This is a genomic window from Niallia circulans, from assembly GCF_007273535.1.
GTDB classification, from domain to species: Bacteria; Bacillota; Bacilli; order Bacillales; family Cytobacillaceae; genus Niallia; species Niallia circulans_B.
In genome coordinates this window covers 2,358,061-2,384,173 of the sequence record NZ_RIBP01000004.1, presented here as the reverse complement: position 1 = coordinate 2,384,173, position 26,113 = coordinate 2,358,061, and the positions used below count along the sequence as shown (strand labels likewise).

Here is a 26,113-nt window from a genome sequence, read left to right as displayed (position 1 = left end):
CCATAGAGAAAACATGGCAAGATCAACACCATTGGAGATAAAAGCATTGAGATCCATACATATATATAGAAAAGAGGTCCATGTACGTGAATCAAAATCAACATTCTACTGCGTTAATCATGATTTTTGGGGCAACTGGAGATTTGGCAAACAGAAAACTGTTTCCTTCCCTTTACCGACTGTATCAAAAAGGCAAGCTTTCCCGCTTTGCTGTCGTTGGTGTTGGAAGAAGAACGTTAACGGATGAGCAGTTCAAACAAAATGTAGTGAACTCTGTCGCTGATGCAATTGATGGAAGCAAGGATTTAGAAGCATTTGCTTCTCACTTCTGCTACCATTCACATGATGTTACTGATTCCAGCTCTTATGCTGCTTTGAAAAACATCGCAGACGACTTGGATAATAAATACAGTTTAGGTGGAAACCGTGTGTTCTATCTGGCAATGGCACCTGAATTCTTTGGCCCGATTGCTATCCATCTTAAAGAGGATGGTCTTACAGACGTTTCAGGCTTTAAGCGCCTTATCATCGAAAAGCCATTTGGCCATGACTTAGAATCTGCAAAAGAGCTGAATGAACAAATCCGGACAGCTTTTGCTGAAAATGAAGTATACCGAATTGACCATTATTTAGGAAAAGCAATGGTACAAAATATTGAAACGATCCGTTTCTCTAATGCCATTTTCGAAAACCTTTGGAATAACCGCTATATCAGCAATATTCAAGTTACTTCCAGTGAAGTATTGGGTGTTGAAGAACGAGGCAGATACTATGAAACTAGTGGAGCACTTCGTGATATGGTGCAAAATCATATCCTGCAAATGGTTGCACTGCTTGCAATGGAGCCGCCAATTCGTCTGACACCTGACGAAATCCGTTCTGAGAAGGTTAAGGTATTCCGTGCGATGCGCCCAGTCGAAGGGGAAGACGTAAAGAACTACTTTGTCAGAGGCCAGTATGGAAAAGGACTTGTTGAAGACCAAGAGGTACCAGGCTACAGAGAAGAACAAATGGTTAATCCAGCATCACAAACAGAAACATTTGTAGCCGGAAAAGTCATGATTGATAACTTCCGTTGGGCTGGAGTTCCTTTTTACATCCGTACAGGAAAACGCCTTGAATCAAAATCAACTAAAATAGTTGTTCAGTTCAAGGACATCCCGATGAACCTTTACGATAAAAAAGATCAAGCACTGACTCCAAACTTGCTTGTGATTCATATTCAGCCAGAAGAAGGTATTACGTTGCATTTAAATGCTAAAAAAGCTGGTCAAAATATGGAAGCAACACCAATAAAATTAAGCTATGCTAACACAGGCATTGCAAGCATCAATACACCTGAAGCATATGAAAAGTTGATTGATGACAGCATTCATGGCGATGCAACTAACTTTACCCACTGGGACGAGGTAGCCCTTTCTTGGAGCTATGTTGATAAAATCTCACAAAGCTGGTCAAGCACAGCTGCTGAAAACTTCCCTAACTATGCTGCTGGCAGCATGGGACCGAAGGAAGCAGATGAACTGCTTGAAAAGGATGGCTTCTTCTGGTGGCCGCTTAGCCAGTTTGAAGTAGATGTCTGCTGATTATACTTATAATAATATTAAAAACGTGAAATCCTCGATTTCACGTTTTTATGTACTTATCAAAATGATGGGAGTTTTCGAAGTTTGATGGGAAAAACAAAAATAGTCTTACAGTTCTTACTCGTGTTTCTTCTGTATAATTTAATTATTTTCTATATTGGCTGGAATATTTTCACATGGCTTAAAGTATTACTTCCAAATGTTTATGTCCCTGTTTTGACAGCTTTACTGCTTATCGTCGCTTATTCGTATTTTGTCGGCCATCTCATTCGGTCCATTCCTGTATTCCGAATTGTCGGTTCCTACTGGCTCGGTTTTCTTCAATATGCTGTCCTTATCCTGCCATTAGCAGATCTGTCTGCATTCATTATTTCAAGATATACAGATGCTGATAAAACAATTGCCATTATTGGGATTGTCACCTTTATAGCATTTGCCTATTTACTGATTGCCGGGAGCTATAATGCGTACTCTCCTGTTATCAGACAATATGAACTTATGATACCGAAAACAGCTGCAAAACCAAGTAAGCTGAGAATAGCGATGGCATCAGATATGCATTTCGGCACACTTTCAGGCAATGCTCATTTAAACCGTCTTGTTGAGCAAATCAATGGATTAACACCGGATATTATTCTTTTTCCTGGCGATATTATTGATGATGACCCTATTCCCTTTCTCCGTAAAAAAATGGGCGATAAAATGATGGAATTAGAGGCTCCGTTAGGAGTATACGGCGTGCTAGGAAACCATGAATATTATGGCAAAAAAATTCCGGAGTTTTTGGAGGAAATGAATCGAGTCGGTGTAAAAATTTTAATGGATGAGACAGAAGTCATTGATGACCGGTTTATCCTGATAGGCAGAAAAGATAAAACAGATACAAAGCGCTTACCTATCAAGGAACTGGTTAAACAAAAGTCAGCTGATCTTCCTATTATTATGATGGACCACCAGCCTGCAGAGTTAGTGCAAGCAATGGAGGAGGGCATCGATTTATCCTTATCTGGCCATACACATAGAGGTCAAATGGCACCAAATCATTTCATTACAAGAAGGGTATTTGAACTTGATTGGGGCTATAAACAAAAGGAGCAGCTTCATGCAATCGTATCGTCTGGATATGGCTTTTGGGGGCCTCCGGTTCGTTTAGGAAGCCGTTCGGAAATTGTATGTATTGATGTTGAATTCGTATAAAAGCAAGCAAACAAAAAAACACCATATAGGTGTTTTTTTGTTTAGCTTATTATTTCATCCAGTTCGTGTGGAATACGCCTTCTTTATCAGTGCGTTGGTATGTGTGCGCACCGAAATAGTCACGTTGTGCTTGGAGAAGGTTTGCTGGAAGTGTTTCTGTACGGTAGCTGTCAAAGTAAGCTAGTGCAGCAGCAAAGCTTGGTACAGGAATACCGTTTAATACAGCACCTGAAATTACTTCACGAAGTGCAGATTGGTATTGCTCAGTGATATCGCTGAAGTAAGGATCAAGCAATAGGTTTTTCAATTCTGGGTCACGGTCATAAGCATCCTTGATTTTTTGTAGGAATTGCGCACGAATAATGCAGCCCCCACGGAAAATCATCGCAATCTCACCGTAGTTAAGATCCCAGTTATATTCTTCAGATGCAGCTCTCATTTGCGCGAAACCTTGCGCATAAGAAACAATCTTGCTCAAGTATAGCGCTTTGCGAACAGACTCAATGTATGCTGCTTTATCGCCAGTGAATGCTTTGATTTCTGGTCCAGTCAATACTTTGCTAGCTTTTGTACGCTCGTCTTTCATTGCAGAAATGAAGCGTGCAAATACTGATTCAGTAATCATTGGAAGCGGAACACCTAAGTCTAATGCACTTTGGCTTGTCCATTTACCAGTACCTTTTTGGCCTGCAGTGTCAAGAATCAAGTCAACTAGCGGTTTACCAGTTTCTTCGTCCACTTTAGTGAAGATATCTGCAGTGATTTCGATCAAGTAGCTGTCAAGCTCGCCTTTGTTCCAGTCAGCAAACACTTCATGCAATTCTTGAGCTTCAAGGCCAAGAACATGCTTCATGATGAAGTATGCTTCACAGATTAATTGCATATCTCCATACTCAATTCCGTTATGAACCATTTTTACATAGTGGCCAGCACCGTCTGGACCAATGTATGTTGTACAAGGCTCATCGTTCACTTTAGCGGAAATATCTTGGAAGATAGGAGCTACAAGCTCATAAGCTTCTTTTTGTCCACCAGGCATGATAGAAGGCCCTTTAAGAGCTCCCTCTTCCCCACCGGATACACCTGTTCCGATAAAGTGGATTCCAAGCTCACTTAGTTCCTTGTTGCGTCGTTGCGTATCTACGAAGAAAGTGTTTCCTCCATCAATAACAATGTCGCCTTTATCAAGCAATGGCTTTAATTGTTCGATTGTAGCATCAGTTGCTGGGCCTGCTTTAACCATAAGCATGATTTTACGAGGCACTTCCAATGATTGCACAAACTCTTCCATTGTGTATGTTCCGAAAATGTTTTTGCCTTCTGTTTCTTGCAGCATTTCTTCCGTTTTTTCTTTAGAACGGTTGAATACTGAAACAGTGTAGCCCCTGCTTTCGATGTTCATAGCAAGGTTTTTACCCATTACTGCTAAACCAATAACCCCAAATTGCTGTTTTGTCATCTTTTAACGTCCCTTCTAAACTATGTATCCTTAGCTTTATAGTTGAATTCACTTTACTTTAGCAAGATTCTACTATTTATACAACTATTCTAGCTCATTCCAAACAAACTTTCATCGAAATTCTGAAAAAAATTTTCTCAAAAAGCAAATTATCTTAAAAACTACTTTCCTTGGAGGAAATCTTTGTTAAAACTGGTTTGAGTTCCAACATCCTCATCCGATTTTGATATTCCATTTCGCTCAGAGGCAGGTTCAATAATCTTCGTGCCGTACTTCTCCTTCAGCTGTTCAATTGTTTTCCATAGCGGTTCTTTTTCCGCTTCCTTCTCAAAGGAAAACAAGTCTAGCTGTTTTGCAACATGGTTGTTTTCTACTAAGTCTGTCGCAGTGATGCCAAGCAGTCTAATCGGATTTCCATCCCAGGCCTGCAGAAATAGTTCTTTACTGACCTCTATTAAATCACTTTCTGACTTAAGCGGATTATTCAGCTTTTTACTTTTTGAGAAGCTCTTTCTGTTACTATAGCGGATTGTTATGCTTATCCCCTTTGTGTGGACTTTCTTGCGCTTCATGCGCGTTGCGACTTTGTGTGCCAGCTCAGCTATTGTTTGAAATAGCTCCTGCTGGTTTGATGTATCCTTAGCAAGGGTCGTTGAGTTACCGATACTTTTAAATTCATTGGCACTTTGCGGATCGACATGTCTGCTATCAATTCCATTTGCCCGTTCCTTAAGCCGTGGCCCATTTATACCGAGCAAACCCTTCAGCTGGATAGAATCAGCCTCAGCAAGCGCCTTAATTGTCTCAATTCCTTGACTCCTAAGCTTTTCGCCTGTCTTCTTGCCAATTCCGTGCATTTCCTCCACAGCAAGTGGCCAAAGCACAGAAGGAACATCTCTTTTCCGCAATACCGTGATCCCCATCGGTTTCTTAAAATCCGACGCCATTTTGGCAAGAAATTTATTAGGAGCAATCCCAATACTGCATGGCAAATCAAGTCTCTCGTATATTCTTTTTTGGATAGTTTCCGCTATTTCAAGCGGTGTTCCCAATTGATAACTTTCTGTAATATCAAGATAACCCTCATCAATGGAAACAGGCTCAACTAAGTCGGTGAACTCACGCAAAATATCAAACATGGCAACAGAGGCAGTTCGATATCTGTCAAACTGGGGCTTCTTAATAATCATATTAGGACACAGTTTTTTCGCTTCCCATAAAGGCATCGTTGTTTTCACGCCAAATTTTCTGGCCTCATAGCTGCAAGTAATGATAATCCCTTTACGTTCCTCAACATTGCCAGCAATAGCAAGTGGCTTTCCCTTTAACTCAGGGTCATATGCCATTTCTACAGATGCATAAAAACTGTTCATATCAACATGCAAAATTACTCTGCCTTTTTTCGGATAGAACTCCTTCATAGCACCCACCAATCCTCATCTTTTACACAGGCTGTTTATTCATATAATCCTTGATATCGTTGAGGCCTGCAAGTGAATCAAGTAAATTTTTCGGATCAATCATCATAATTAAGCGATCATCCTCTATGTTTAAAACACCAGTAAAATAACTTGTCTTTTGGTAAACGGACAGGCCTGCTTGCTTAACCATCTCGGCTTTTACGTCAATTATTTCTTTCGCCGCATGAACCAGGACAGCAAATGACAGTTCCTCCTGTCTGATGACAATCAGTCTGTTATGCTCTGATGACGAAGATGTTTTGTTATATAAGATATTTTCAAGATCAATCACTGGAATCAGCTCATCTCGCACCTTCGTTATACCAATTACATAGGATGGCAGCTGGGCAACACTAGTTATATTCTCCTCTTTTTCAATGGATATAACATTCTGGATGGAAATAGCGTATTCGCCACTTCCTACTTGAAATATAACGGCTTTATCTATAGCTTCTATCATTCGTTTTTCTCCCGCTTTCTCTATAAACTTTTATGTATAATCAATAATTTCGGAATCTACCTAGTATTATTATACTAATTTTCATTGAATTCCTCTATAAAAAAGCCTAATTCCTACATAAGCAAAACGGGCAACATATTATTCTTCAATATTCCGACTATTATTTCTGGATAGTAAATCAAAGAAAAAAAGCCTTCCCCATAAAAGGGGAAGTGCTTCTATCAATTATTTATTTGCTGCAACTTCTTCGATGATTGCTACAACCATTTCTGCCAATTTATTTAATTCTTCGATCGGCATTCTTTCATTTGTTGTATGTATTTCCTCATAGCCAACAGCAAGGTTCACTGTAGGTATGCCAAAACCACAAATGACATTAGCATCACTGCCGCCACCGCTTTGCTGTAATTCACAGCTTCTGCCGATTTTTGCTGCAGCTTTACGAGCAACCTCAACAACATGGTCTCCTTCACCGAACTTAAAGCCTGGATACATCACTTCCACATCGACAATCGCCTGGCCGCCCATTTCTTTTGCAGCAGACTCAAATGCATTCTTCATCTTTTCCACTTGAGCTTCCATTTTCTCAGCAATCAAGGAACGAGCTTCTGCTAATATATCCACATGATCACAAACGATATTTGTTTGCTGTCCGCCTTCGAAACGCCCAATATTCGCTGTTGTTTCACTGTCTATTCTGCCAAGCGGCATCTTAGAAATCGCCTTTGACGCTATGGTAATAGCGGAAATACCTTTTTCTGGTGCTACACCAGCATGCGCTGTTTTTCCAAGGATTGTTGCTTTCACTTTTGCTTGTGTTGGTGCAGCAACGACAATATTCCCAACTTTTCCATCACTGTCTAATGCATAGCCGTATTTAGCCTTAACCAATGATGGGTCAAGAGCTTTTGCACCAACCAAACCTGACTCTTCCCCAACTGTTATAACAAACTGAATCGTACCATGCAAAATAGACTGCTCTTTTAAAACAGTGATAACCTCCAGCATAACTGCAAGACCTGCTTTATCGTCAGCACCTAAAATAGTCGTGCCGTCTGTTACGACATAACCATCCTTAATAGAAGGCTTAATGCCAACACCTGGTACTACAGTATCCATATGCGAAGTGAAATAAATCGGATCTGCTCCCTCGACAGTACCTGGAAGGGTACAAATCAAGTTTCCTGCGCCATGGCCAGTTACTGCTGTTGTATCATCTTCAAACACCTCTAAGCCAAGTGCCTCGAATTTACCTTTAAGCAATGCACAAATCTCTTTTTCATATTTTGTTTCAGAATCAACCTGTACAAGCTCCAAAAATTGGTTTAATAAACGTTCATTATTAATCATATTTCGTTCCTCCAAATAATTACTCACTTTATTAGTATACACCTAAAGTAGCAAATGTTTGAAATATAATCTCTAAGTTTGTTGGAAATTTCTTTATAGTTGTTACTTTATGCTTTTCCTAGTAAAATAAAAGGACATAGAGAGAGTAATTGGAGGAATTTATGAGAAATAAAAAATTTCAGAAATTCGTTGTCTACTTAATGATTTTCATCATGTTGATATCAACCTTGCTGATTGGTATAGGTATGCTTTTCTAAAAAAAAGCTGATTTTAGCGCTATTAGGCTAAAATCAGCTTTTTTTATTATCTAACTCATTTTTGATTAATTGCACCGTAATCAATCGCTAAAGCCTCTGAGCCTTGTTTGGAATCAGTAATTAATACTTTCGTTCCAAGTGGTACTGTTTGAAAAATGGATTCAATAACCTCATTTTGCATTCTTACGCAACCTTCTGACACATAAGACCCAATGGAAGCGGGATTATTTGTCCCGTGAATTCCATATGTTCTTCCGTCTGTTCCTTCAGCATCAAATCCAATCCATCTCGTGCCAAGTGGGTTTTTTATATCTCCGCCCAAAATATTCTTCTTTCGGTAATAAGGATTCTCTGCTTTTACTGTGACGGTGAATAAGCCTTCTGGTGTCAGCTCATCCCTTTTCCCTGTCGCGACACTAATAACGGTCTGCACTCGGTTATCATCAATTACAGTCAATTCATTTGTACTTTTGTTGATGATAAGGAATGGATCTCCTGGCAGGGGATTATCTCCAAGAGGCCAAAGCGGGGATAATCCCAGCAGCAGACCTGCCAATAATTTCAGCATTGCACCCACCCTTTTTAGTTACTAGTGTGTGCTTGCATTTCGTTTTTATACGAGTTTTTGTAAGACGAAAAAAAAGCTGTCTTGTATCAAGACAGCTTTTGATATTATAGCATTTTTTCCAAAAATTCTTTTGCTCTGGCACTTTTTGGATTGGAGAAAAACTCAGCAGGTGGTGCATCCTCAACAACTGATCCTTCATCAAGAAACAGAACTCGGCTTGCAGCTTCTCTGGCAAATCCCATTTCATGTGTCACAATCAGCATGGTAATACCTGTATTCGCAAGTGACTTCATAACTTCCAAAACTTCTTTAACCATTTCAGGGTCAAGAGCTGAAGTTGGTTCATCGAACAAAATAACCTCAGGATTCATTGCAAGCGCTCTGGCAATGGCTACCCTTTGTTTTTGTCCGCCTGACAGACGACTTGGGTATTCATTTGCTTTTTCAGCCAAGCCGACTTTTGTGAGCAATTCCATTCCAAGCTTTTCAGCCTCTGATTTGCTGATGCCTTTTACTTTAATCGGTGCATACGTAACGTTTTGCAAAACAGTCTTATGCGGGAAAAGATGAAAATGCTGAAACACCATGCCGACATTTTCTCTCATTTTTTTTATGTTAGCCTTCTTAGCAGTAACTTCCACATTATCAATGAAAATTTTACCCTCAGTAGGCACCTCTAATAAATTCAAGCAGCGCAGGAAAGTGGATTTACCAGAACCAGATGGTCCAATAATTGTCACAACCTCGCCTTTTTTTATTTCTGTTGAGATTCCTTTCAAGACATGTAAGGAACCGAATGATTTATGCAATTGTTGAACATTAATCACTTCTTCTCATTCTCCTTTCAAGAACCTTCGCAAGCAATGTCAGCACCATTACCATTACATAATAAATTACCCCTGCCAACAATAATGGTTCGAAATAAGAAAATTTGTCTCCACCCATTATATAAGCTCGTCTCATAATATCCGTAACACCAATAACAGTAACAATCGCTGATTCTTTTGTCAGAGATACTGCCTCATTTATAAGTGCTGGAAAAATATTTTTCAGTGCTTGGGGAAGGATTAAATCAAACATTGCCTGTCTGTTGTTAACTCCAAGAGCAAGTGCTGCTTCTTTCTGACCTTTATCAACAGCAAGAATCCCTGCACGGATAATTTCAGAAATATATGCTGCAGAGTTTAATCCAAATGACAGAATTGCAGCTGCTGCCGGTTCAATTTGTACACCAGTAATCTGCGGTGTACCGTAATAAATAATCATTAATTGAAGGACAAGCGGTGTTCCTCTAAAAATAGACGTATACGCATCAGCAATCCAGCTTAATACTGGAAATTTGCTTATTTTTAAAATTGATAGAACAATACCTAATACAAAGCCCAAAATCCCGGCAACAAATACAATTTTTAATGTAACAGTAATTCCTTTTAATAGAAAAGGAAGGGATGGAATAAACTGTTGAAAATCCAATTCCATTCTATAACTCAATCCTTTCAAAAAATAAGAAAACGTTAAAGAGTGCCTCTTTAAACGTTTTTCTTATTTAAGCTATTTATTTATATTAGTTACCAAACCATTTAACAATTAACTTATCTAATTCGCCGTTTTCTTTCATTTTATTCAATTCAGTGTTGAACTCTTCTGTCATTGAACTGTCTTTCGGGAAGGCAATTGCAGAACCTGCATCATCATTTGCCTCTGTTGCAGTAAATGAGCTTAAAGAATCATCCTTCTTCAAGTATCCCTGTGCTACTACATCTTCAATGATTGCAGCATCGAATCTGCCAGCTTTAATTTCTTCTACCAATTGCGGAATACGGTCACGGTTTTCCACTTTCACATCCACGTTTTTTGCAATTTCTTTCGCAGCATCTTCTTGGATCGATGCAAGCTGTACGCCGATTGTTTTACCTTTTAAATCTTCTACACTGTTGATGTTGCTGTCTTTTTTCGTGATTACTAAGTCTTGAGCCGTATAGTAGATGTCACTGAAATCAACATTTTCTTTTCTTTCAGGTGTTGGAGACATTCCTGACATTACCAAGTCTACTTGACCTGCTTGGATTGCTGGAATCAAGCCGCTGAAATCAAAATCTTTTACTTTAATTGTATAGCCTAGTTTTTCACCAAGTGCATTTGCTAAGTCAATATCAAATCCGATGATTTCTTCACTTTTCGCTGAATCGATGTATTCAAAAGGAGGATAGTCAGCAGATGTACCCATAATAAGCTCTTTCTTTTCAGATCCATCACTGTTTTTATCATCTGCGCTTGTACCACAACCTGCTAAAATCGCTATCATCAACAGCATAAGTGCCATTAGTTTCTTCATTAAAGTTTTCCCCCTATAATCATAATGATGTATTTTCGCGTTGATTTTCTTTTCTCATGAGATTTATATTCATACAACTATATGAATTTTAACACAAACTTATAATTATTCAATACACTTTATACAAATTCATTAAAAAAATAAATTTCTGATAGATAGAATAGAACTATTTTTCTGAAAAAGTTTTCAAAGAAAAAAGCAGAGGATTTTCTCCACTGCTTTTTGTCTTAGTATTCAGAGTTATACTTCGTCACAATATTCTTCAAACGCATGCTGCAGTTTGCCGACTACTTCCATTGGGTCATGCCCTTCGATTTCGTGGCGCTCTACCATTTTTACAATTTGCCCATCTTTTAATAATGCGAAGGACGGCGAGGATGGCGGATATCCTGTGAAGTAGGCTCTCGCTGTTTCTGTTGCTTCCTTATCCTGGCCTGCGAAAACAGTCACTAAATGATCTGGTTTCTTTTTATAATGCAACGAATATCCAGCAGCTGGACGTGCAATCCCTCCTGCACATCCGCAAACAGAATTAACCAACACTAATGTTGTTCCTTTTTTAGCGAATGCCTCATCCACTGATTCAGGTGTAGTAAGCTCTGTATAACCTGCTTCTTCCATGTCTTGGCGTGCTTGGCGAACAACATCGTTCATGAATAAATTGAAATCGATATTCATTATTTTGCCCCCTCCGATATATTTGTTTAGAACATAATTGTCCAAATCACTCATCATATCTTATTATTATCAATTGACGATTAACTTTCAATTAATATGTTTGCATCCGATTAATAGATTGGCGTTGATTCTTTTGTAGTGTTTTCGAGTCTTTCCTTCAAACGCTGCATAAATCTTCCGCACACTAACCCGTCAAGCACACGGTGATCAAGTGACATGCATAAATTCACCATATCACTAATCGCAATCATGCCGTCCTTAATAACAGGTCTTTTCACAATTGATTCTACTTGTAAAATGGCTGCTTGCGGATGATTGATAATCCCCATTGACTGAATAGAACCGAATGAACCAGTATTATTGACCGTAAAGGTACCGCCTTCCATTTCGTGAAGCTGCAATGTACCTTTTCTTGCTTTAGCAGCAAGCTCTGTAATTTCTCTGGCAATTCCTTTTAGTGACTTTTCATCTGCGTTTTTAATCACTGGTACGTATAAAGCATCTTCTGTCGCAACAGCGATGGAGATATTAATATCCTTTTTGCGGATAATTTTATCACCAGCCCATGTTGAGTTGATTTCCGGAAATTCCTTCAGTGTTTGGGCAACCGCCTTAACAAAGAACGCAAAATATGTAAGATTATAGCCTTCGTCCTTTTTGAAGGAATCCTTCACTTCATTGCGGTAATTCACCAGTTTCGTTGCATCCACTTCAATCATCGTCCATGCATGCGGTATATCATGCTTGCTCTTTTTCATATTGGCAGCAATAGCCTTGCGGATTCCAGTCACAGGAATCTCCACATCACCAGGAGCTGTTTGTATTTGCACGACTGGCTCCTGTTGCTGGGTAGGTGCTTGTGTTACGACAGGCTCTGATTGTACTTCCATTTGCACGACTGGTGCTTTTGTAGGTACCTGCAAATCTTGCTTTGGCTTCTGTCCGCCGCTAATAGCAGCTTGGACGTCCTTCCTTGTAATTCTCCCGCCCATTCCTGTGCCTTTTATCTGGCTCAGATCAAGACCCGCTTCTTGTGACAGACGGAGCACAGCTGGAGAATATCTAGCTTTATTAGAAACAGATTTCTCTTCCTTGCTGCTCTCATCCTTTTGCTGGCTTGGGGTCACTACTGTTACTTCCTCTTCTCCTTCGACATCAAGGATACAGATGACTTCACCAACCTGTAGTGTATCTCCTTCACCTGCAATCAGCTCCTTTACACTCCCTGTAAAGGATGATGGTATTTCTGCATTTACTTTATCGGTCATAACCTCAGCCAATGGTTCATACTTCTTGACAGTGTCACCGACAGAAACCAGCCATTTGCTGATTGTTCCTTCTGTTACACTTTCGCCAAGCTTTGGCATTGTTATTTTTTCACTGGACATAGTATCCCTCCTTATCCTTTAGCCAATTAAAATTCTGCCAGCTTGCGCATTGCAGCTTCGACTTTTTCTGGGCTGATAATGAAGTGTTTTTCCATTGTCGGTGCATAAGGCATTGCTGGAACATCTGGACCTGCAAGTCTCATAATCGGCGCATCTAAGTCAAATAGGCAATTTTCAGCAATAATCGCTGCAACTTCACTGATGATACTTCCTTCTTTGTTGTCCTCTGTAATCAGGAGTACTTTACCTGTTTTTGAAGCAGCCTCAATAATTGCTTCTTGATCAAGCGGATAAACAGTGCGTAAATCCAATACATGTGCAGAAATCCCGTCTTCAGCAAGCTTTTCTGCTGCCTGTAGAGCGAAATGGACGCACAATCCGTATGTAATGACGGTGATATCCTCGCCTTCACGCTTTACATCTGCCTTGCCGATTGGCAGCACATAATCATCATCCGGTACTTCACCTTTAATTAAACGATAGGCACGTTTATGTTCAAAGAACAATACAGGATCAGGATCGCGGACAGCTGCTTTTAATAACCCCTTCACATCATAAGGTGTAGAAGGCATAACAATTTTCAATCCTGGTGTGTTCGCAAACATTGCTTCTACTGATTGGGAATGATAAAGAGCGCCATGGATGCCTCCGCCGTATGGTGCACGAATAACAATTGGACAAGTCCAGTCATTGTTAGAACGATAACGGATTTTCGCCGCCTCTGAGACTATTTGGTTAACTGCCGGCATAATGAAATCAGCAAATTGCATCTCAGCAATAGGCTTCATTCCGTACATTGCTGCACCGATGCCGACACCTGCAATCGCAGATTCTGCAAGTGGTGCATCAATAACTCTTGCTTCACCGAACTGTTCATATAATCCGGTTGTTGCCTTAAATACGCCGCCTTTAACGCCAACATCCTCACCTAAAATAAATACCTTATCATCTCTTTCCATCTCTTCTCTGATGGCCATTGTAACTGCATCAATATATGAAATAACTGCCATTATTTCTTTCCCCCTTAATTCCCGTACACATAATTCATCGCATCTTCAGGTTTTGCATATGGAGCTTTTTCTGCGTATTCTGTTGCATCATCAATGATTTGCATCATGTCAGCATTAAGCTCTTTATCCATATCTTCTGTCAGAACACCTGTGTCTAATAAGTATTGCTTGAATGTAATCACTGGGTCCTTCGCTTTTGCTTCTGCCACTTCTTCACGGCCTCTATATGCTCTATCATCATCGTCAGAAGAGTGAGGCGTTAAGCGGTATGAAACTGTCTCAATTAAAGTTGGTCCTTCGCCTCTTCTTGCTCTGTCAACTGCTTCTTTTGTGACACGGTATACTTCGATTGGATCATTACCATCGACTGTATAACCAGGCATGCCGTAGCCGATTGCTCTATCAGAAACATTTTCACAAGCCAATTGCTTTTCAATTGGAACAGAAATAGCATATTTATTATTTTCGCAAACGAAAATGACAGGAAGTTTATGCACTCCAGCAAAATTGGCTCCTTCATGGAAATCACCCTGATTGGAAGATCCTTCTCCAAAGCTTACATATGTAACAAAGTCTTTTTTCTCGATTTTTCCTGCCAATGCAATTCCGACAGCATGCGGAACCTGTGTCGTTACAGGTGAAGAACCAGTTACGATCCGGTTTTTCTTTTGCCCGAAATGTCCTGGCATTTGTCTGCCGCCTGAGTTCGGATCCTCTGCCTTAGCAAACCCTTGAAGCATAATTTCCTTTGGTGTTTGTCCGAATGCAAGCACAACCCCTAAATCACGATAATACGGCAGTGAATAATCCTTCGCCCTGTCAAAAGCAAATGCTGTACCTACCTGAGCTGCTTCTTGCCCTTGGCATGAAACAACGAATGGAATTTTACCTGAACGATTTAACAGCCACATTCTTTCATCAATACGGCGTGCCAAAAGCATATATCTATACATTTCAAGTACTTGCTCATCTGTTAATCCTGCCTGTAAATGGCGTTTTTCTACCATTTTATTACCTCCTACATTTCCTTGTCTTACTTTATTATCCCCTACTATTTGCATCATCCGTGTATCTCCTTTCCATCGACTGCAAGCGCAGCCTCTCCGATTGCTTCCGACAATGTCGGGTGAGGATGTATGGTTGCTCCAATTTCCCACGGAGCCGCGTCAAGCACCGTCGCTAGTGCCGCTTCTGAAATCATATCTGTCGCATGTGGACCAATAATATGAACACCTAATATGTCATCTGTTTGACGGTCTGCGATTATTTTGACAAAGCCTTCTTGTTCGCCATATACTAACGCCTTTCCGATTGCTTGGAAGGAGAACTTCCCTTTTTTCACCTCAAAGCCCTTTGCAATAGCCTCTTCTTCCGAATAGCCAATGCTTGCTACTTCAGGATGTGTATAAATACATTTGGCGATTTTTTGGTAATCGAGACGCTCAGGCGTCATTCCTGCAATATGCTCAACAGCCTTCATCCCTTCGTGAGAAGCAACATGGGCAAGCTGCAGACCACCGATTACATCTCCAATCGCGTAAATATGTGATTCCTTTGTTTGGAAATGGTCATTTACTTCTATTTTATTATTGTTCACAATAATATCTGTATTCTCTAACCCAATGCCTTCTACATTGCCAATTCTTCCAACCGACACAAGCAGCTTTTCAGCAGCAAAAAATACCTTTTCGCCCTTTAATTCGGCTTGGATGGAAACTTGCTCTTTTTTCTCCACTGTCTCAGGCAGTACTTTAGCACCTGTGACGACCTTAACACCCTTCTTTTCAAGCTGTTTTTTCAGCTCTAAGCTAATTTCTTTATCTTCTGTCGGAATAATTGTGTTACTGTATTCAATCACCGTAACATCGACATCAAAATCAGCAAGCATAGAAGCCCATTCCACTCCAATAACACCGCCGCCGACGATAAGAATTGATTTAGGTAGCTCCTCCATTTTCAATGCTTCCTCAGAGCTGAGAACATACTTACCATCAATATCTAGTCCTGGCAATGTATTTGGTCTTGAACCAGTAGAAACAATGACGTTTTTCGGAAGCAGCATTTCATTTTCTTCTCCATTATTCATTTCCACCGAGATGGTTCCTGGTATTGGTGAGAAGATGGAAGGACCAAGGATTCTTCCATTTCCTTCATAAACGTCTATTTTGCCTTTTTTCATTAAATATTGCACACCACTATGAAGCTTTTGGACAATCCCAGCCTTTCTCGCTTGGACTTTTCCAAAGTCAAGACTCACATCGCTAGTAAGTACACCAAAGTCCTCTGCTTTTTTTGTAGTGGCATAAACTTCTGCACTTCTCAATAATGCTTTGCTTGGGATACAGCCATTATGCAGGCATGTTCCGCCAAGCTTGCCTTTTTCGACGATGGCTGTTTTAAGACCTAATTGAGAGGCGCGAATTGCGGCAACATAGCCGCCAGTACCTCCTCCTAAAATAACTAAATCATATTCATTAGCCATATCATTCACTCTCCTGTTACTCCAACTTTATGTGTATATTCTTTTGCTTGCTCTTCACCGCGAAGCACACGTAAACAGCCGTTCGCAAGTGATTGCATGTCATTTTCACCTGGATATGTAAACACATCTGCAATCCAATTTATTCTTTTGACAACTTCCTCAACGAGTAAATGGCTGTATGCCATCACCCCAGTTAAAATTATCGCGTCAATTCGACCTGACAGGACTGTGCTCGCACTCCCGATCTCCTTCGCTACTTGATACGCTAATGCACGGAAAACGAGTTCATCCTGCTCGCTCCCACCCTTCATGCCTTCCTCTAATTGGCTGAGATCCTTCTTATTTAAATAGCCTGAAATCCCTGCATGGTACAGCAATTGCTCTTTCATTTCCTTGTAGCTGTATTTACCTGAATAACAAAGGTCAATCAAATCTCCGTGTGGGAGACTGCCTGCTCTTTCAGGACTGAAAGGCCCTTCTCCATTTAATCCATTATTCACGTCAATAACCTTGCCTTGCTTATGTGCTCCTATCGTTATACCATCGCCAAGATGCGCCACAATAAAATGACAGTCCTCATAGCGCTTGCCGAGCTCCATGGCAGCTCTTCTTCCGCACGCTTTATGATTCAGTGCATGAAATACACTTTTTCTTGAGATGAGCGGATAACCTGATATCCTTGCAACATCATCTAGCTCATCAACGACAACAGGATCTACAATGAATGCCGGGATATTCAATCCACCAGCAATCTCTGCAGCAATAATTCCTCCCAAATTGGAGGCATGCTCTCCTCTTTCACCAGCTTTCAAATCTTCTAGCATCTCGTCGTTAACCATGTATGTACCGCCTTTGATTGGCTTTAACAGCCCGCCTCTGCCGGCAACAGCATTAATTTTCGAAAGGTTAATGCCTTCTGACAAAAGAAAATCAAGAATTTTCTTGGTCCGAGCTGGTGCTTGAAGGGAGACAGCAGGATAACTTTTTGTATCCTCCTGTATGATAGATTGTTCAAAGATGGGTACTTCATTCTCATATAATGCAATAGCCGTTAGGTCTGCTTTCGGATTTATGATTAATATGCGATGCTTTTTCTTCATCTTTGACAATCCTCCTTTGTTTATAAGCAGCTAGTTTAATTGATATTTTTCCAATTTATAATATAAATTCCGAACGGATAAACCTAATTTTTTTGCGGTAAGCGTCTTGTTTCCATCAAGCTCAGCCATTGTTTTTTGTATAATGACCTTTTCATATTCTTCGACCAGTTCAGAAAGAGGCTTATCCCCAATCTCAGGATTGCTTTCTGCATGGCTGTTCTTGGCATTTGCGAAAAAAGCAAGATGACTTTCACTTAAAGTAGTAATCCCTCTATCTAATTTTGCTAGTGAATGCTCTAAACTTGCCCGCAATTCCTTAAAATTATTATTGTATGGAAAATTTTGCAGCACTTCCATTGCTGCTGGGTCAATCGATGTTATACAGCTTCCGTATTCCTCATTGCCAATCTGAATCCACTCTTTAACAAGTGGAGCGATGTCTTCTTTTCTTTCTTTTAATGCTGGCATATGGATGCTTGTTTGCAGCAGGTCATAATAAAGCTCTTTTTGAAAGGCTCCATCTAGCATAGCTGTTTCTACATTTACATCAGAAGAAACAATCAAACGGTAGACAGCCGCATTTTCCTGACTGTTAAGAACAATTTGATGCAGCTGCATTTGCTTGGTCAAAGATAAAGCTGTAATATTTTTAAAATAGACGGTTCCTTGCGGATGACTGGAAATATCCTTGCTACTCATCCTGCCCAAATAGTCTGCAAGCTTTTGCTCATCCTTCAAACAATCAACAGCAGTAAATGCTTGATATTTTCTTTTTCCGTCATTATGGATAGCATTAGCAAGCATCTTCTTGCCTGTTCCTGCAGCCCCTCTCAAAAAAACGGGATAATCCATGTCTGCAGCAATTTTCGCTTGCTGGACCGCCATTTTCATTCTCGGAGAATTTATTGTAAAATCCTTGAATCTGCTCTGCGTTTCCAAAGCGCGAATTATTCTTCTTGATTGCTCTAGTTTTTTCCTGAGCTCTGCTTGCTCCACATTATGGTCAATGAACAGAATACAGCCCCTTAGCACGCCATCTATCAAGTTAGGAAGACATTTAATACTGCCTTCAATTGATTTGCCCCTTATCTTCTCTTCGACCATCCGTCTTGTTTGCAATGTCTTCTTACAAACCTCTTCTAGCTTCTGTTTCCAAACAGCTTCTGCTCCGCTGTCTTTTTGCAGCGTGAGCAAAAAATTCTCGTGTGCAGGATTTTGCAAGATAGTAAATCCTTGTTCATTCAAAATTACAAAAGCCTGTGATGTATGTTGCAGAACTGTCTGCATTCCTTCTTGTATGTATTCATCAATCTGCCAGTTGTTTTCTGCAGAAGCTCCGTCCTGTTGTATGATAGCTGCTGCGCCGAGCAGTTCTCCACCTTTATCTAAAAGGGGAAAACGGGATACGTGAACAGACAGCTTGTCACTTAAACGAAATATTTTTCTTATTTCCGCCTTTTTTGTCTGCAGAACTCTCATCAGTTCACTTTTTGGAAATACGTCAAGAATATGTGCATGCATCGATAATTCCCGGTTGTGCTGGCTTTGAGCAACAACTTTAGCCTGTTGGTTATAGCAAACGATTTTACCGTGTTTATCAATCAGGATGACAGCTTCTTTTAATTCCTGAAAGATGGATTGCTCTATTGATTGATAAGACAGATCCATTGCAAAACCTCACTTTTTGCATCATCATATTTTCTACCGTGCAATTTATTTCATATCTATACTATAAACACTTTTGCAAATCCATGCAAATTTTTTCTTAATATTTATTTATTCAGACAATTACTTATTTTAGAACGCTTACATTATAAAAAATAAAAAGAACCTGCAACTTTTTACAGGTTCGCACAATCCTATTAACGGGAAGCTTCGAGTATACTTCTAGCTTCTACCGGTTCATCTGTTATGATGGCTGAAATGCCTGCTTGAATGAATTCATTCATCTTTTTAGGATCGTTCACTGTATATGGTCTAACCTGAATGCCATTTTTTTCAGCTTGCTCTACCATAGCAGTAGTAATCCTTTTGTAATTAGGATGGATTCCTTTTGCTTTCATTGCTCCTGCGTAAATCCACGGCTGATATATCCTGTCAGACATAAGTACCGCTGTCTCTATGTCAGGCGCAATCCGGTAGCTGTGAACCATGCTGTAATGATTAAAGGATGAAAAAATAATTCTGTCACTTAATCCAAATTCTCTTATAAGTGCGATTGTTTTCTCTTCCAGCCCTTCATAAGGGATATTATTATTTTTAAATTCTATATTGCATAAAAGTTTGTTGCCTTGCATCCATTCAAATACTTCTCTTAATGAAGGTATTTGTACTTTACTGCCTGTAAATTTATAGGAAGCTTGTAATTTCCTTAAATCAGAAAAATTATAGTCTACTACATATCCAGTTCCATTTGTCGTACGATCCACTGTTTCATCATGAATAACGACTATCTCGCCATCCTTTGTCAGTTGAACATCCAATTCTATCCCGTTTGCCAAAGACCCTTCTGCCTCTGTAAATGCTCTCATTGTATTTTCAGGAAAACGTGCAGAGTAACCTCTATGGGCGAATATCAATGTCATGGGTACACACTCCTAAACTAGAATAATATAGACTCAATTGTAGTAAAAAAGACTCTAACAAAAGTTAGAGTCTTTTTTTGTTGAAGTTAATTAAGCTTTAGTAACGTTAGCAGCTTGAGGTCCGCGTTGTCCTTCTTCTATGTCAAAAGAAACTTCTTGTCCTTCATCCAAAGTTTTGAAACCTTCAGATTGAATAGCGCTGAAATGTACGAATACATCTTGTCCTTCTGAAGTTTCGATGAAACCAAATCCTTTTTCAGCGTTGAACCATTTTACTTTACCTGTAGCCATTTTGTTTCCTCCTAAGTGTTTCACACACTATGTATTACTATCCTTGCTCTACCATAATAATAAAGAATGTTTTCCCTAACTATATACTTCGAACAAAAATAAGTCTCCTTTATATTAACAGGTAAACCATCCGAAAGCAAACTTTTCCATCAAAGTTTACAAAAAGCTTAATAATTTTTACACTTTTTATTAAAATCAATGATAAAAAAACCAAAAGGTGCTGGAACCATACATCACTAACCATCCCAAAAGACACAAAAAAAATGCAACTAACTAACATAGCACTTTTGTTTATTATTGGTGAATGGTTTTACGGTTCATTGCGAGCGCATCCTCGTACTCGTAATTTACCGATGCCCCTAGCTTTGAGTGTCCTCCGCTCGAATGCACTAAGATTTTCTATTATTGATTTTAACAAAACACTAAATAAAAAAACCGAACTATTATCGATAAAATAGTTCGGTTTCGACTTAAGGCTTATATATTTATGCCCCGACCTCGTTTTGTGTTCGTCACATTAACCAAGATAAGAAGATTGGTAATGTAATTAAGGAAAGGATTGCACTAAGGACAAAGGAAGATGCTGTTTCAGCTTCCAATGTCTCAAATCTTGTTGCAATCATGGCAGCAACTGCTGATCCTGGGAAAGCAACCAATAGAATGGCATTTGTCATATCTGTTTTCGATAATCCCATCATAAGAGCAATCAGAACCATCGCTAATGGATGAATAATCGCTTTAATGAAGGCAATCCCGATGGCAATTTTACTAAACTTAATATTACGGATACCGATAGTTACACCAATCGCAAACAAAGCAGCACCTGAAGTGATTGAACCAATTTCGTCTAAGCTGTCTGCCAATATGTCTGGTGAATGGAAACCGCAAAGAATTAAAACGACACCAAGTAACGGTACACATGCAAGTGGTTCAGACAATCCATGCAGAATAGAAGAAATCGTTACTTTCCACAAGCTTTGTCCCTTTTCCTTAGCATTGGCACTTGACTGGCCAATTGTACCAATAATACTAGCCAAAGGATCAAGAAGAGCATTAACTACTACACCAGTTATTGCAATAGGAATTGCTACTGCATCTGCACCAAAGATACTCCCCAGTACAGGGATACCCATAAATGCAAAGGATGGTTGCGTAGAATTTAAAGAAAACATAGATGCTGGAGTTGTAGCTGTTTTAAATACGAAACGTGAAATCAGTAAAAGAACAATATAGAAGCCGATAATTCCAATGAACATCGTTACAAAGAACGGCCATTTATCAATTAAAGTTTGTTTAGACGTTGTTGTAATCCCGACAAATAAATGCGCAGGCAATGCAAACTTTGTAACAAGTGTGTTCAGACCTTTAGATGATGCTGCATCAAACTTCTTAAAATATCCTGCCAAGTATCCTAAAATAATGACAAAGAAAATTGGTATTAATATAATAAATATTTGACCTATACCCATAATTCAAATCCCCCAAAATATAGCGTGTTATAACTAAGCTCATTAAACTATTACTTCACCTATTAGAAAAGTAGGTTTTTATTCATTCAAAAAATAAGTGAGACTGCTCTTAAAGGCAATAAGCTCGGCTTTTAATCGATTATCTACGATTAAAAGCCGCTCCTTTAAAGCCTTACTTCTTGAACACTTTATTCTTATAGTACTTCGATATCTTTATATACTGGATACCACATAGCATCCTTCACTGCTTGCTCAACATTTGCAGGAACGCTTTGTGCAACACCATCTGCAATCGCTGCTTTTGCAACAGCAACTGCTACTTCATAGGAAACTTCACGAAGCTGCGTAATGCTTGGAAGCAAGGAAGCTCCTTCTTTATTTGTATCGCAAAGCTTCGCAACTGCATCTGCAGACGCAATAAACATGCTGTCTGTGATTAATTTTGATTTAACTACAATCGAACCAAGACCAAGGCCTGGGAATACGAAAGCATTATTGGATTGTCCAATTTCGTAGCTTACACCTTTATATTCGACAGCATCAAATGGGCTTCCAGTTGCGATTAATGCTTTACCGTCTGTCCATTCAATCAAATCTGCAGGAACTGCTTCTGCAAGGTGAGTTGGATTGGACATTGGCATAATAATTGGACGCTCCACATGTTTAGCCATTTCTTTAACGATTGCTTCTGTGAATGCACCAGCAACACCTGAAGTACCAATTAAGATAGTTGGCTTCACATGTTTAACTGTTTCCATTAATGTAATGATGCCATTTTCTCTTTCCCAATCAGCAACTTCAGCTTCAGGACGTACATATGGTTTTTGGAAGCTTAAAATTCCGTCCATTCCATCTGTTAAGAGACCTCTATGATCGACAGCCCAGAATCTTGCACATGCTTCTTCCTCTGTCAAACCTGCAAGAACCATAGTATCTTTCATTTGGTCTGCGTTTCCAATACCTGCAGCGCCTGGTCCAAATACTAGAATGCGTTGGTCCTTCAATGATTCATTTTTGATTTTCAGGCCTGAAAGAATACCTGCCAATGTAACAGCACCAGTTCCTTGAATGTCATCATTGAATGTTAATACTTTATCTTTATATTTTTCAATGATATGACGAGCATTTACATTACCGAAATCTTCCCAGTGCAGCAATGCATTCGGGAACATTTCAAGGGATTTTTCGATATAAGCATCAATGAACTGATTATATTTTTCACCGCGAATTCTTTCATGACGGTTACCGATATATAATGGGTCGTTAATTAGTTTTTCATTATTTGTACCTGCATCAAGCACTACTGGTAATACACGTTTAGGATGGATACCAGCTGCAGCAGTATAAACAGCTAATTTTCCGATTGCGATATTAATACCGCCAACGCCCCAGTCACCAATACCTAAAATGCTCTCAGAGTCTGTTGCTACGATCAAATCTATATCGTCTGAAGAAGCGCCTGTATTAGCAAGAGCTTGCTCAATACCGTCTAAATCATTAATAGATAAGTAAACTCCACCTGGACGATGGTATTCATGGCTGTATTCTTGGATGGATTGACCAACAGTTGGTGTGTAAACGATTGGCAGCATTTCACTTAAATGATCTGTCAAAAGTCTGTAATATAAAACGACATTACGATTAAACAAATCATTTAATGAATTGTTTTTCTCTAAATTAGTCGACTTTGATGTGAATTGCTCATATGCTCTTTGCACTTGCTCTTCAAGAGTCAACACAGCCGGAGGCAAGATACCGTTTAGGCCAAGCTCCTCTCTTTCTTTTTCTGTAAAGGCAACTCCTTTGTTCAGCAATGGATTTGCTAGAACATCTTTACCTTTCAATGCTGTATGAATGGAACCGTCTTTTTCTAAGAAAATAACTTTGCTCATCTTCTATTCCTTCTTCCTTCAACTTGGTTACTTAAAGTTAACTGGTTAATTTACGTTACAGATATTACTCCCCTATTTTTTCTTCGTCAACGGTCACTGCCACAGAATTGTCACAAACCAATTTAATGAAACCGTTTTATATGATATTATGTAAGTGAGGGTGATTTTTTTAATTATTTAACTATGTTATTTATAATATATTGGTTATCATTAATAACTAAAAAAATGAGGATGAATGAAATGAGCGAAGAAAAGACTCCGCGTAACTTAAGCGAAAAGGTGGAGAAGCTGTACCAATTCATCAGTAAGAAGTGGACTGGCCTTATTATTCATGCACTGATGGATGAACCGAAGCGATTCAGCGAAATCCACAGCTTTATTCCAGATCTCAGCAAACGTATGCTTAATGAACGAATTAAGGATCTTGAGCATCACGGCATCGTCATTCGCAATGTTATTACAGAAAGACCGATACGCACCGAATATTCCTTAACAAAAAAAGGCCATGAACTAGGCAAAGCATTGGATGTAGTAGAATTATGGGCAAAAAAATGGATGTAATTCCAGCCCAACTTGGAGACCGCTTTAACACACGGTCTCTTTTTTTACTTTTTTTACTTACATAAGGATTTTCCAGCTATTTTCAGGACTCTATTTCGTCAAAATAAAAACTCCGTGCTTATGAAAGCAAGGAGTTTTTTCTATCTTATATTACGACCTTTATGCTCGAATCGAGCAAAATAATCTCTAACTTTTACAGCTGCTCTGTTTATCACATTCTACTTATGAACGGGAAAAAGATTTTACTAACCTAAAGAAGCCATATTTCGCCTTAAATGTACTAATTAAATTTTCTATGGTATGCTTGTCCATAAGCACTTTAAATAATTTTAGTAAATTTCTTGTTTCTCTACTATTACTTGTGGTAGGTGTTAATCCCGATAAAGGAGATCATTATGAGAACTAAAGCTAAAATTATAGGGACAAAGTACAAACCTGACTACACACGTCCTAGATATGTTGTTAAAATGGAAACACAAGACGGCAAGTTTTTAATTATTGATTTTGATTACACCGAAACATCTAAATTAAAAAGCTATACGCCCCGCAGCGTAAATTATGATGGGCAAGATTATGGCTCTAAGTTATCTTGGTACACAAAAGCAGAGGAAAGTATGACCGTACAGAAGTTTTTAGCTATTATTGCCGTTAAAATGGATAAAAAATATTTACCTAGTAATTAATATTAATACGGTTAGTACAATTAGCGGCTTATTAAAGCCGTTTTTTTTATTGATTAAAAAAGAATGAAAAGATGTGCATATATACAAACACCACCTAGAAAATTATCCTTTGCGAATGGATTGTTTGTTCGCTAACAGTTGTAATTCGAAAAAGAAAATAAATTTTAAAAAGAAAAAAGCACTTCCTGTTTATTAAGTTCATTACAAACTCAATAACCAGGAAGTGCTTTTACAAATAATAATAACTGATTAGTATGGATATTTATTTATTTGGTCACTCCAGGCACCATTGTGGATAATCAACATCTTACTAATCAAAACTTTGTTTTAAACACGTCCACTTCTATTAAGAAGCCTTATGCTCCAATCTCAGCTTATCTGCCACAATCGCGATAAATTCTGAGTTCGTTGGTTTTGCTTTGGACATGCTGACAGTGTAGCCGAACAATGTGGAGATGGAGTCGATGTTACCTCTGCTCCAAGCAACTTCAATAGCATGGCGAATTGCCCGCTCTACACGGCTTGCTGTCGTATTGTATTTTTTAGCGATGTCAGGGTAAAGTACTTTTGTGATGGATCCTAACAATTCGATATCGTTGTAAACCATGGAGATTGCTTCCCTTAAATAAAGGTATCCTTTAATATGTGCTGGTACGCCAATTTCATGGATAATGCTTGTGATGCTTGCATCAAGATTTCTTGGTTTTTGCTCTTGCTGTGATCTGTAGGAAGTGGATGTTGAGCTTTTGCGAACAAAACTGTTTGACTTGCCGCTTACTTGGCGGATATGGCTTGCTAGATAGTCCATATCGAATGGTTTAAGAATAAAATAGGATGCGCCAAGATCAACGGCTTTTTTCGTAACATCCTCTTGTCCGAAGGCTGTAAGCATAATAACGTTTGGTATCGAAGGAATATTCAGCTGCTTCATTCTTTCTAAAACTGCCAGACCGTCCAAATGAGGCATAATGATATCCAAAAGCATTACATCAGGCTGAATGTCTTCCAATAATTCCAAACATTCTTGTCCGTTATGAGCAATACCGACAACTTCCATATCCTCTTGAGAACTTATGTACTCCTCAAGCAATCCAACAAGCTCTCTATTGTCATCGACGACACATACTTGTATTTTCTTCAATGATAGTTTCCTCCTCAATATCCATATCTCTCTATTTATTTATTCTAAATGACAATTTCGACAAAGTAACTAAAATTCCTTTGATTTTATAAAAAAATATAGAAAAACTCGTTTTTTCTCATGTATTCTCTCATTTTCGACCTCATTCGCCATTTTACTTC

Annotated in this window: 25 protein-coding genes; 5 read left to right on the top strand and 20 right to left on the bottom strand. The window is 39.0% G+C overall.

The window, feature by feature from the left end; genetic code table 11:
- Positions 1-80 precede the first annotated feature (80 nt).
- Positions 81-1,586: a glucose-6-phosphate dehydrogenase gene (gene zwf, locus CEQ21_RS19675; RefSeq protein WP_185765965.1), complete on the top strand. Its 1,506-nt coding sequence runs from the start codon at positions 81-83 to the stop codon at positions 1,584-1,586.
- An 87-nt stretch (positions 1,587-1,673) separates the two neighbouring features.
- Positions 1,674-2,783, top strand: coding sequence for a metallophosphoesterase (locus CEQ21_RS19670; RefSeq protein ID WP_185767343.1), 1,110 nt, complete (start codon positions 1,674-1,676; stop codon positions 2,781-2,783).
- 49 nt (positions 2,784-2,832) lie between these two features.
- On the opposite strand, the gene gndA is transcribed toward CEQ21_RS19670, so the two are convergent.
- The 4 genes from gndA to CEQ21_RS19650 all read right to left on the bottom strand — a co-directional run bounded on the left by gndA (position 2,833) and on the right by CEQ21_RS19650 (position 7,512).
- Complete coding sequence (gndA, locus tag CEQ21_RS19665) at positions 2,833-4,242, bottom strand: NADP-dependent phosphogluconate dehydrogenase (protein WP_144452715.1); 1,410 nt, start codon at positions 4,240-4,242, stop codon at positions 2,833-2,835.
- Positions 4,243-4,403: 161 nt separating this feature from the next.
- Complete coding sequence (locus CEQ21_RS19660) at positions 4,404-5,663, bottom strand: DNA polymerase IV (protein ID WP_185765964.1); 1,260 nt, start codon at positions 5,661-5,663, stop codon at positions 4,404-4,406.
- A 22-nt stretch (positions 5,664-5,685) separates the two neighbouring features.
- A complete protein-coding gene (locus tag CEQ21_RS19655; protein ID WP_235907287.1) occupies positions 5,686-6,162 on the bottom strand; it encodes a chemotaxis protein CheW in 477 nt (158 codons plus the stop codon).
- Between the two features lie 225 nt (positions 6,163-6,387).
- Positions 6,388-7,512 carry a tripeptidase T gene (locus tag CEQ21_RS19650; protein WP_185765963.1) on the bottom strand — a complete coding sequence of 375 codons (1,125 nt, stop codon included), beginning with the start codon at positions 7,510-7,512 and terminating at the stop codon, positions 6,388-6,390.
- Positions 7,513-7,673: 161 nt separating this feature from the next.
- On the opposite strand from CEQ21_RS19650, the gene prli42 reads away from it, so the two are divergent.
- Positions 7,674-7,769 carry a stressosome-associated protein Prli42 gene (gene prli42 / locus CEQ21_RS19645; protein WP_185765962.1) on the top strand — a complete coding sequence of 32 codons (96 nt, stop codon included), beginning with the start codon at positions 7,674-7,676 and terminating at the stop codon, positions 7,767-7,769.
- A 55-nt stretch (positions 7,770-7,824) separates the two neighbouring features.
- On the opposite strand, the gene CEQ21_RS19640 is transcribed toward prli42, so the two are convergent.
- The 15 genes from CEQ21_RS19640 to CEQ21_RS19570 all read right to left on the bottom strand — a co-directional run bounded on the left by CEQ21_RS19640 (position 7,825) and on the right by CEQ21_RS19570 (position 23,567).
- The gene (locus CEQ21_RS19640; RefSeq protein WP_185765961.1) at positions 7,825-8,337 is read right to left on the bottom strand and encodes a L,D-transpeptidase; all 513 of its coding nucleotides are present in this window, start codon (positions 8,335-8,337) and stop codon (positions 7,825-7,827) included.
- 104 nt (positions 8,338-8,441) lie between these two features.
- Positions 8,442-9,164, bottom strand: coding sequence for an amino acid ABC transporter ATP-binding protein (locus CEQ21_RS19635; protein ID WP_185765960.1), 723 nt, complete (start codon positions 9,162-9,164; stop codon positions 8,442-8,444).
- On the bottom strand, positions 9,157-9,816 hold the full coding sequence (locus CEQ21_RS19630) for an amino acid ABC transporter permease (protein ID WP_127737538.1): 660 nt from the start codon (positions 9,814-9,816) through the stop codon (positions 9,157-9,159). The genes CEQ21_RS19635 and CEQ21_RS19630 overlap by 8 nt, the downstream gene beginning before the upstream one ends.
- An 85-nt stretch (positions 9,817-9,901) precedes the next feature.
- Positions 9,902-10,672 carry a transporter substrate-binding domain-containing protein gene (locus CEQ21_RS19625; RefSeq protein ID WP_185765959.1) on the bottom strand — a complete coding sequence of 257 codons (771 nt, stop codon included), beginning with the start codon at positions 10,670-10,672 and terminating at the stop codon, positions 9,902-9,904.
- Between the two features lie 240 nt (positions 10,673-10,912).
- Complete coding sequence (locus tag CEQ21_RS19620; protein WP_185765958.1) at positions 10,913-11,350, bottom strand: BrxA/BrxB family bacilliredoxin; 438 nt, start codon at positions 11,348-11,350, stop codon at positions 10,913-10,915.
- Between the two features lie 110 nt (positions 11,351-11,460).
- On the bottom strand, positions 11,461-12,738 hold the full coding sequence (locus CEQ21_RS19615; RefSeq protein WP_185765957.1) for a dihydrolipoamide acetyltransferase family protein: 1,278 nt from the start codon (positions 12,736-12,738) through the stop codon (positions 11,461-11,463).
- 26 nt (positions 12,739-12,764) lie between these two features.
- The gene (locus CEQ21_RS19610; RefSeq protein ID WP_185765956.1) at positions 12,765-13,748 is read right to left on the bottom strand and encodes an alpha-ketoacid dehydrogenase subunit beta; all 984 of its coding nucleotides are present in this window, start codon (positions 13,746-13,748) and stop codon (positions 12,765-12,767) included.
- A gap of 14 nt (positions 13,749-13,762) precedes the next feature.
- Positions 13,763-14,755, bottom strand: a complete 993-nt coding sequence (locus tag CEQ21_RS19605; protein ID WP_127737914.1) for a thiamine pyrophosphate-dependent dehydrogenase E1 component subunit alpha — start codon at positions 14,753-14,755, stop codon at positions 13,763-13,765.
- A 53-nt stretch (positions 14,756-14,808) separates the two neighbouring features.
- Positions 14,809-16,230 (bottom strand): dihydrolipoyl dehydrogenase, encoded by a 1,422-nt coding sequence (lpdA, locus tag CEQ21_RS19600; RefSeq protein WP_185765955.1) that lies wholly within the window; start codon positions 16,228-16,230, stop codon positions 14,809-14,811.
- Positions 16,231-16,235: 5 nt separating this feature from the next.
- Entirely contained in the window at positions 16,236-17,330 is a 1,095-nt protein-coding gene (gene buk / locus CEQ21_RS19595) for a butyrate kinase (RefSeq protein WP_185765954.1), read from the bottom strand.
- A 30-nt stretch (positions 17,331-17,360) separates the two neighbouring features.
- A complete protein-coding gene (locus CEQ21_RS19590; RefSeq protein WP_185765953.1) occupies positions 17,361-18,998 on the bottom strand; it encodes a sigma 54-interacting transcriptional regulator in 1,638 nt (545 codons plus the stop codon).
- A 194-nt stretch (positions 18,999-19,192) separates the two neighbouring features.
- Positions 19,193-19,915: a glycerophosphodiester phosphodiesterase gene (locus CEQ21_RS19585; protein ID WP_185765952.1), complete on the bottom strand. Its 723-nt coding sequence runs from the start codon at positions 19,913-19,915 to the stop codon at positions 19,193-19,195.
- Positions 19,916-20,005: 90 nt separating this feature from the next.
- Positions 20,006-20,206 (bottom strand): cold-shock protein, encoded by a 201-nt coding sequence (locus tag CEQ21_RS19580; RefSeq protein ID WP_127737529.1) that lies wholly within the window; start codon positions 20,204-20,206, stop codon positions 20,006-20,008.
- A 512-nt stretch (positions 20,207-20,718) separates the two neighbouring features.
- A complete protein-coding gene (locus tag CEQ21_RS19575; RefSeq protein WP_185765951.1) occupies positions 20,719-21,675 on the bottom strand; it encodes an AEC family transporter in 957 nt (318 codons plus the stop codon).
- 194 nt (positions 21,676-21,869) lie between these two features.
- Positions 21,870-23,567 carry an NAD-dependent malic enzyme gene (locus CEQ21_RS19570; RefSeq protein WP_185765950.1) on the bottom strand — a complete coding sequence of 566 codons (1,698 nt, stop codon included), beginning with the start codon at positions 23,565-23,567 and terminating at the stop codon, positions 21,870-21,872.
- Between the two features lie 240 nt (positions 23,568-23,807).
- Between CEQ21_RS19570 and CEQ21_RS19565 the strand changes: the two genes are divergently transcribed.
- A complete protein-coding gene (locus CEQ21_RS19565) occupies positions 23,808-24,128 on the top strand; it encodes a winged helix-turn-helix transcriptional regulator (RefSeq protein ID WP_127737526.1) in 321 nt (106 codons plus the stop codon).
- 395 nt (positions 24,129-24,523) lie between these two features.
- The gene (locus CEQ21_RS19560) at positions 24,524-24,811 is read left to right on the top strand and encodes a hypothetical protein (RefSeq protein WP_185765949.1); all 288 of its coding nucleotides are present in this window, start codon (positions 24,524-24,526) and stop codon (positions 24,809-24,811) included.
- A 346-nt stretch (positions 24,812-25,157) separates the two neighbouring features.
- Here CEQ21_RS19560 and spo0A read toward each other — a convergent pair whose 3' ends face one another.
- Positions 25,158-25,952: a sporulation transcription factor Spo0A gene (gene spo0A, locus CEQ21_RS19555; protein WP_185765948.1), complete on the bottom strand. Its 795-nt coding sequence runs from the start codon at positions 25,950-25,952 to the stop codon at positions 25,158-25,160.
- Positions 25,953-26,113: the final 161 nt, after the last annotated feature.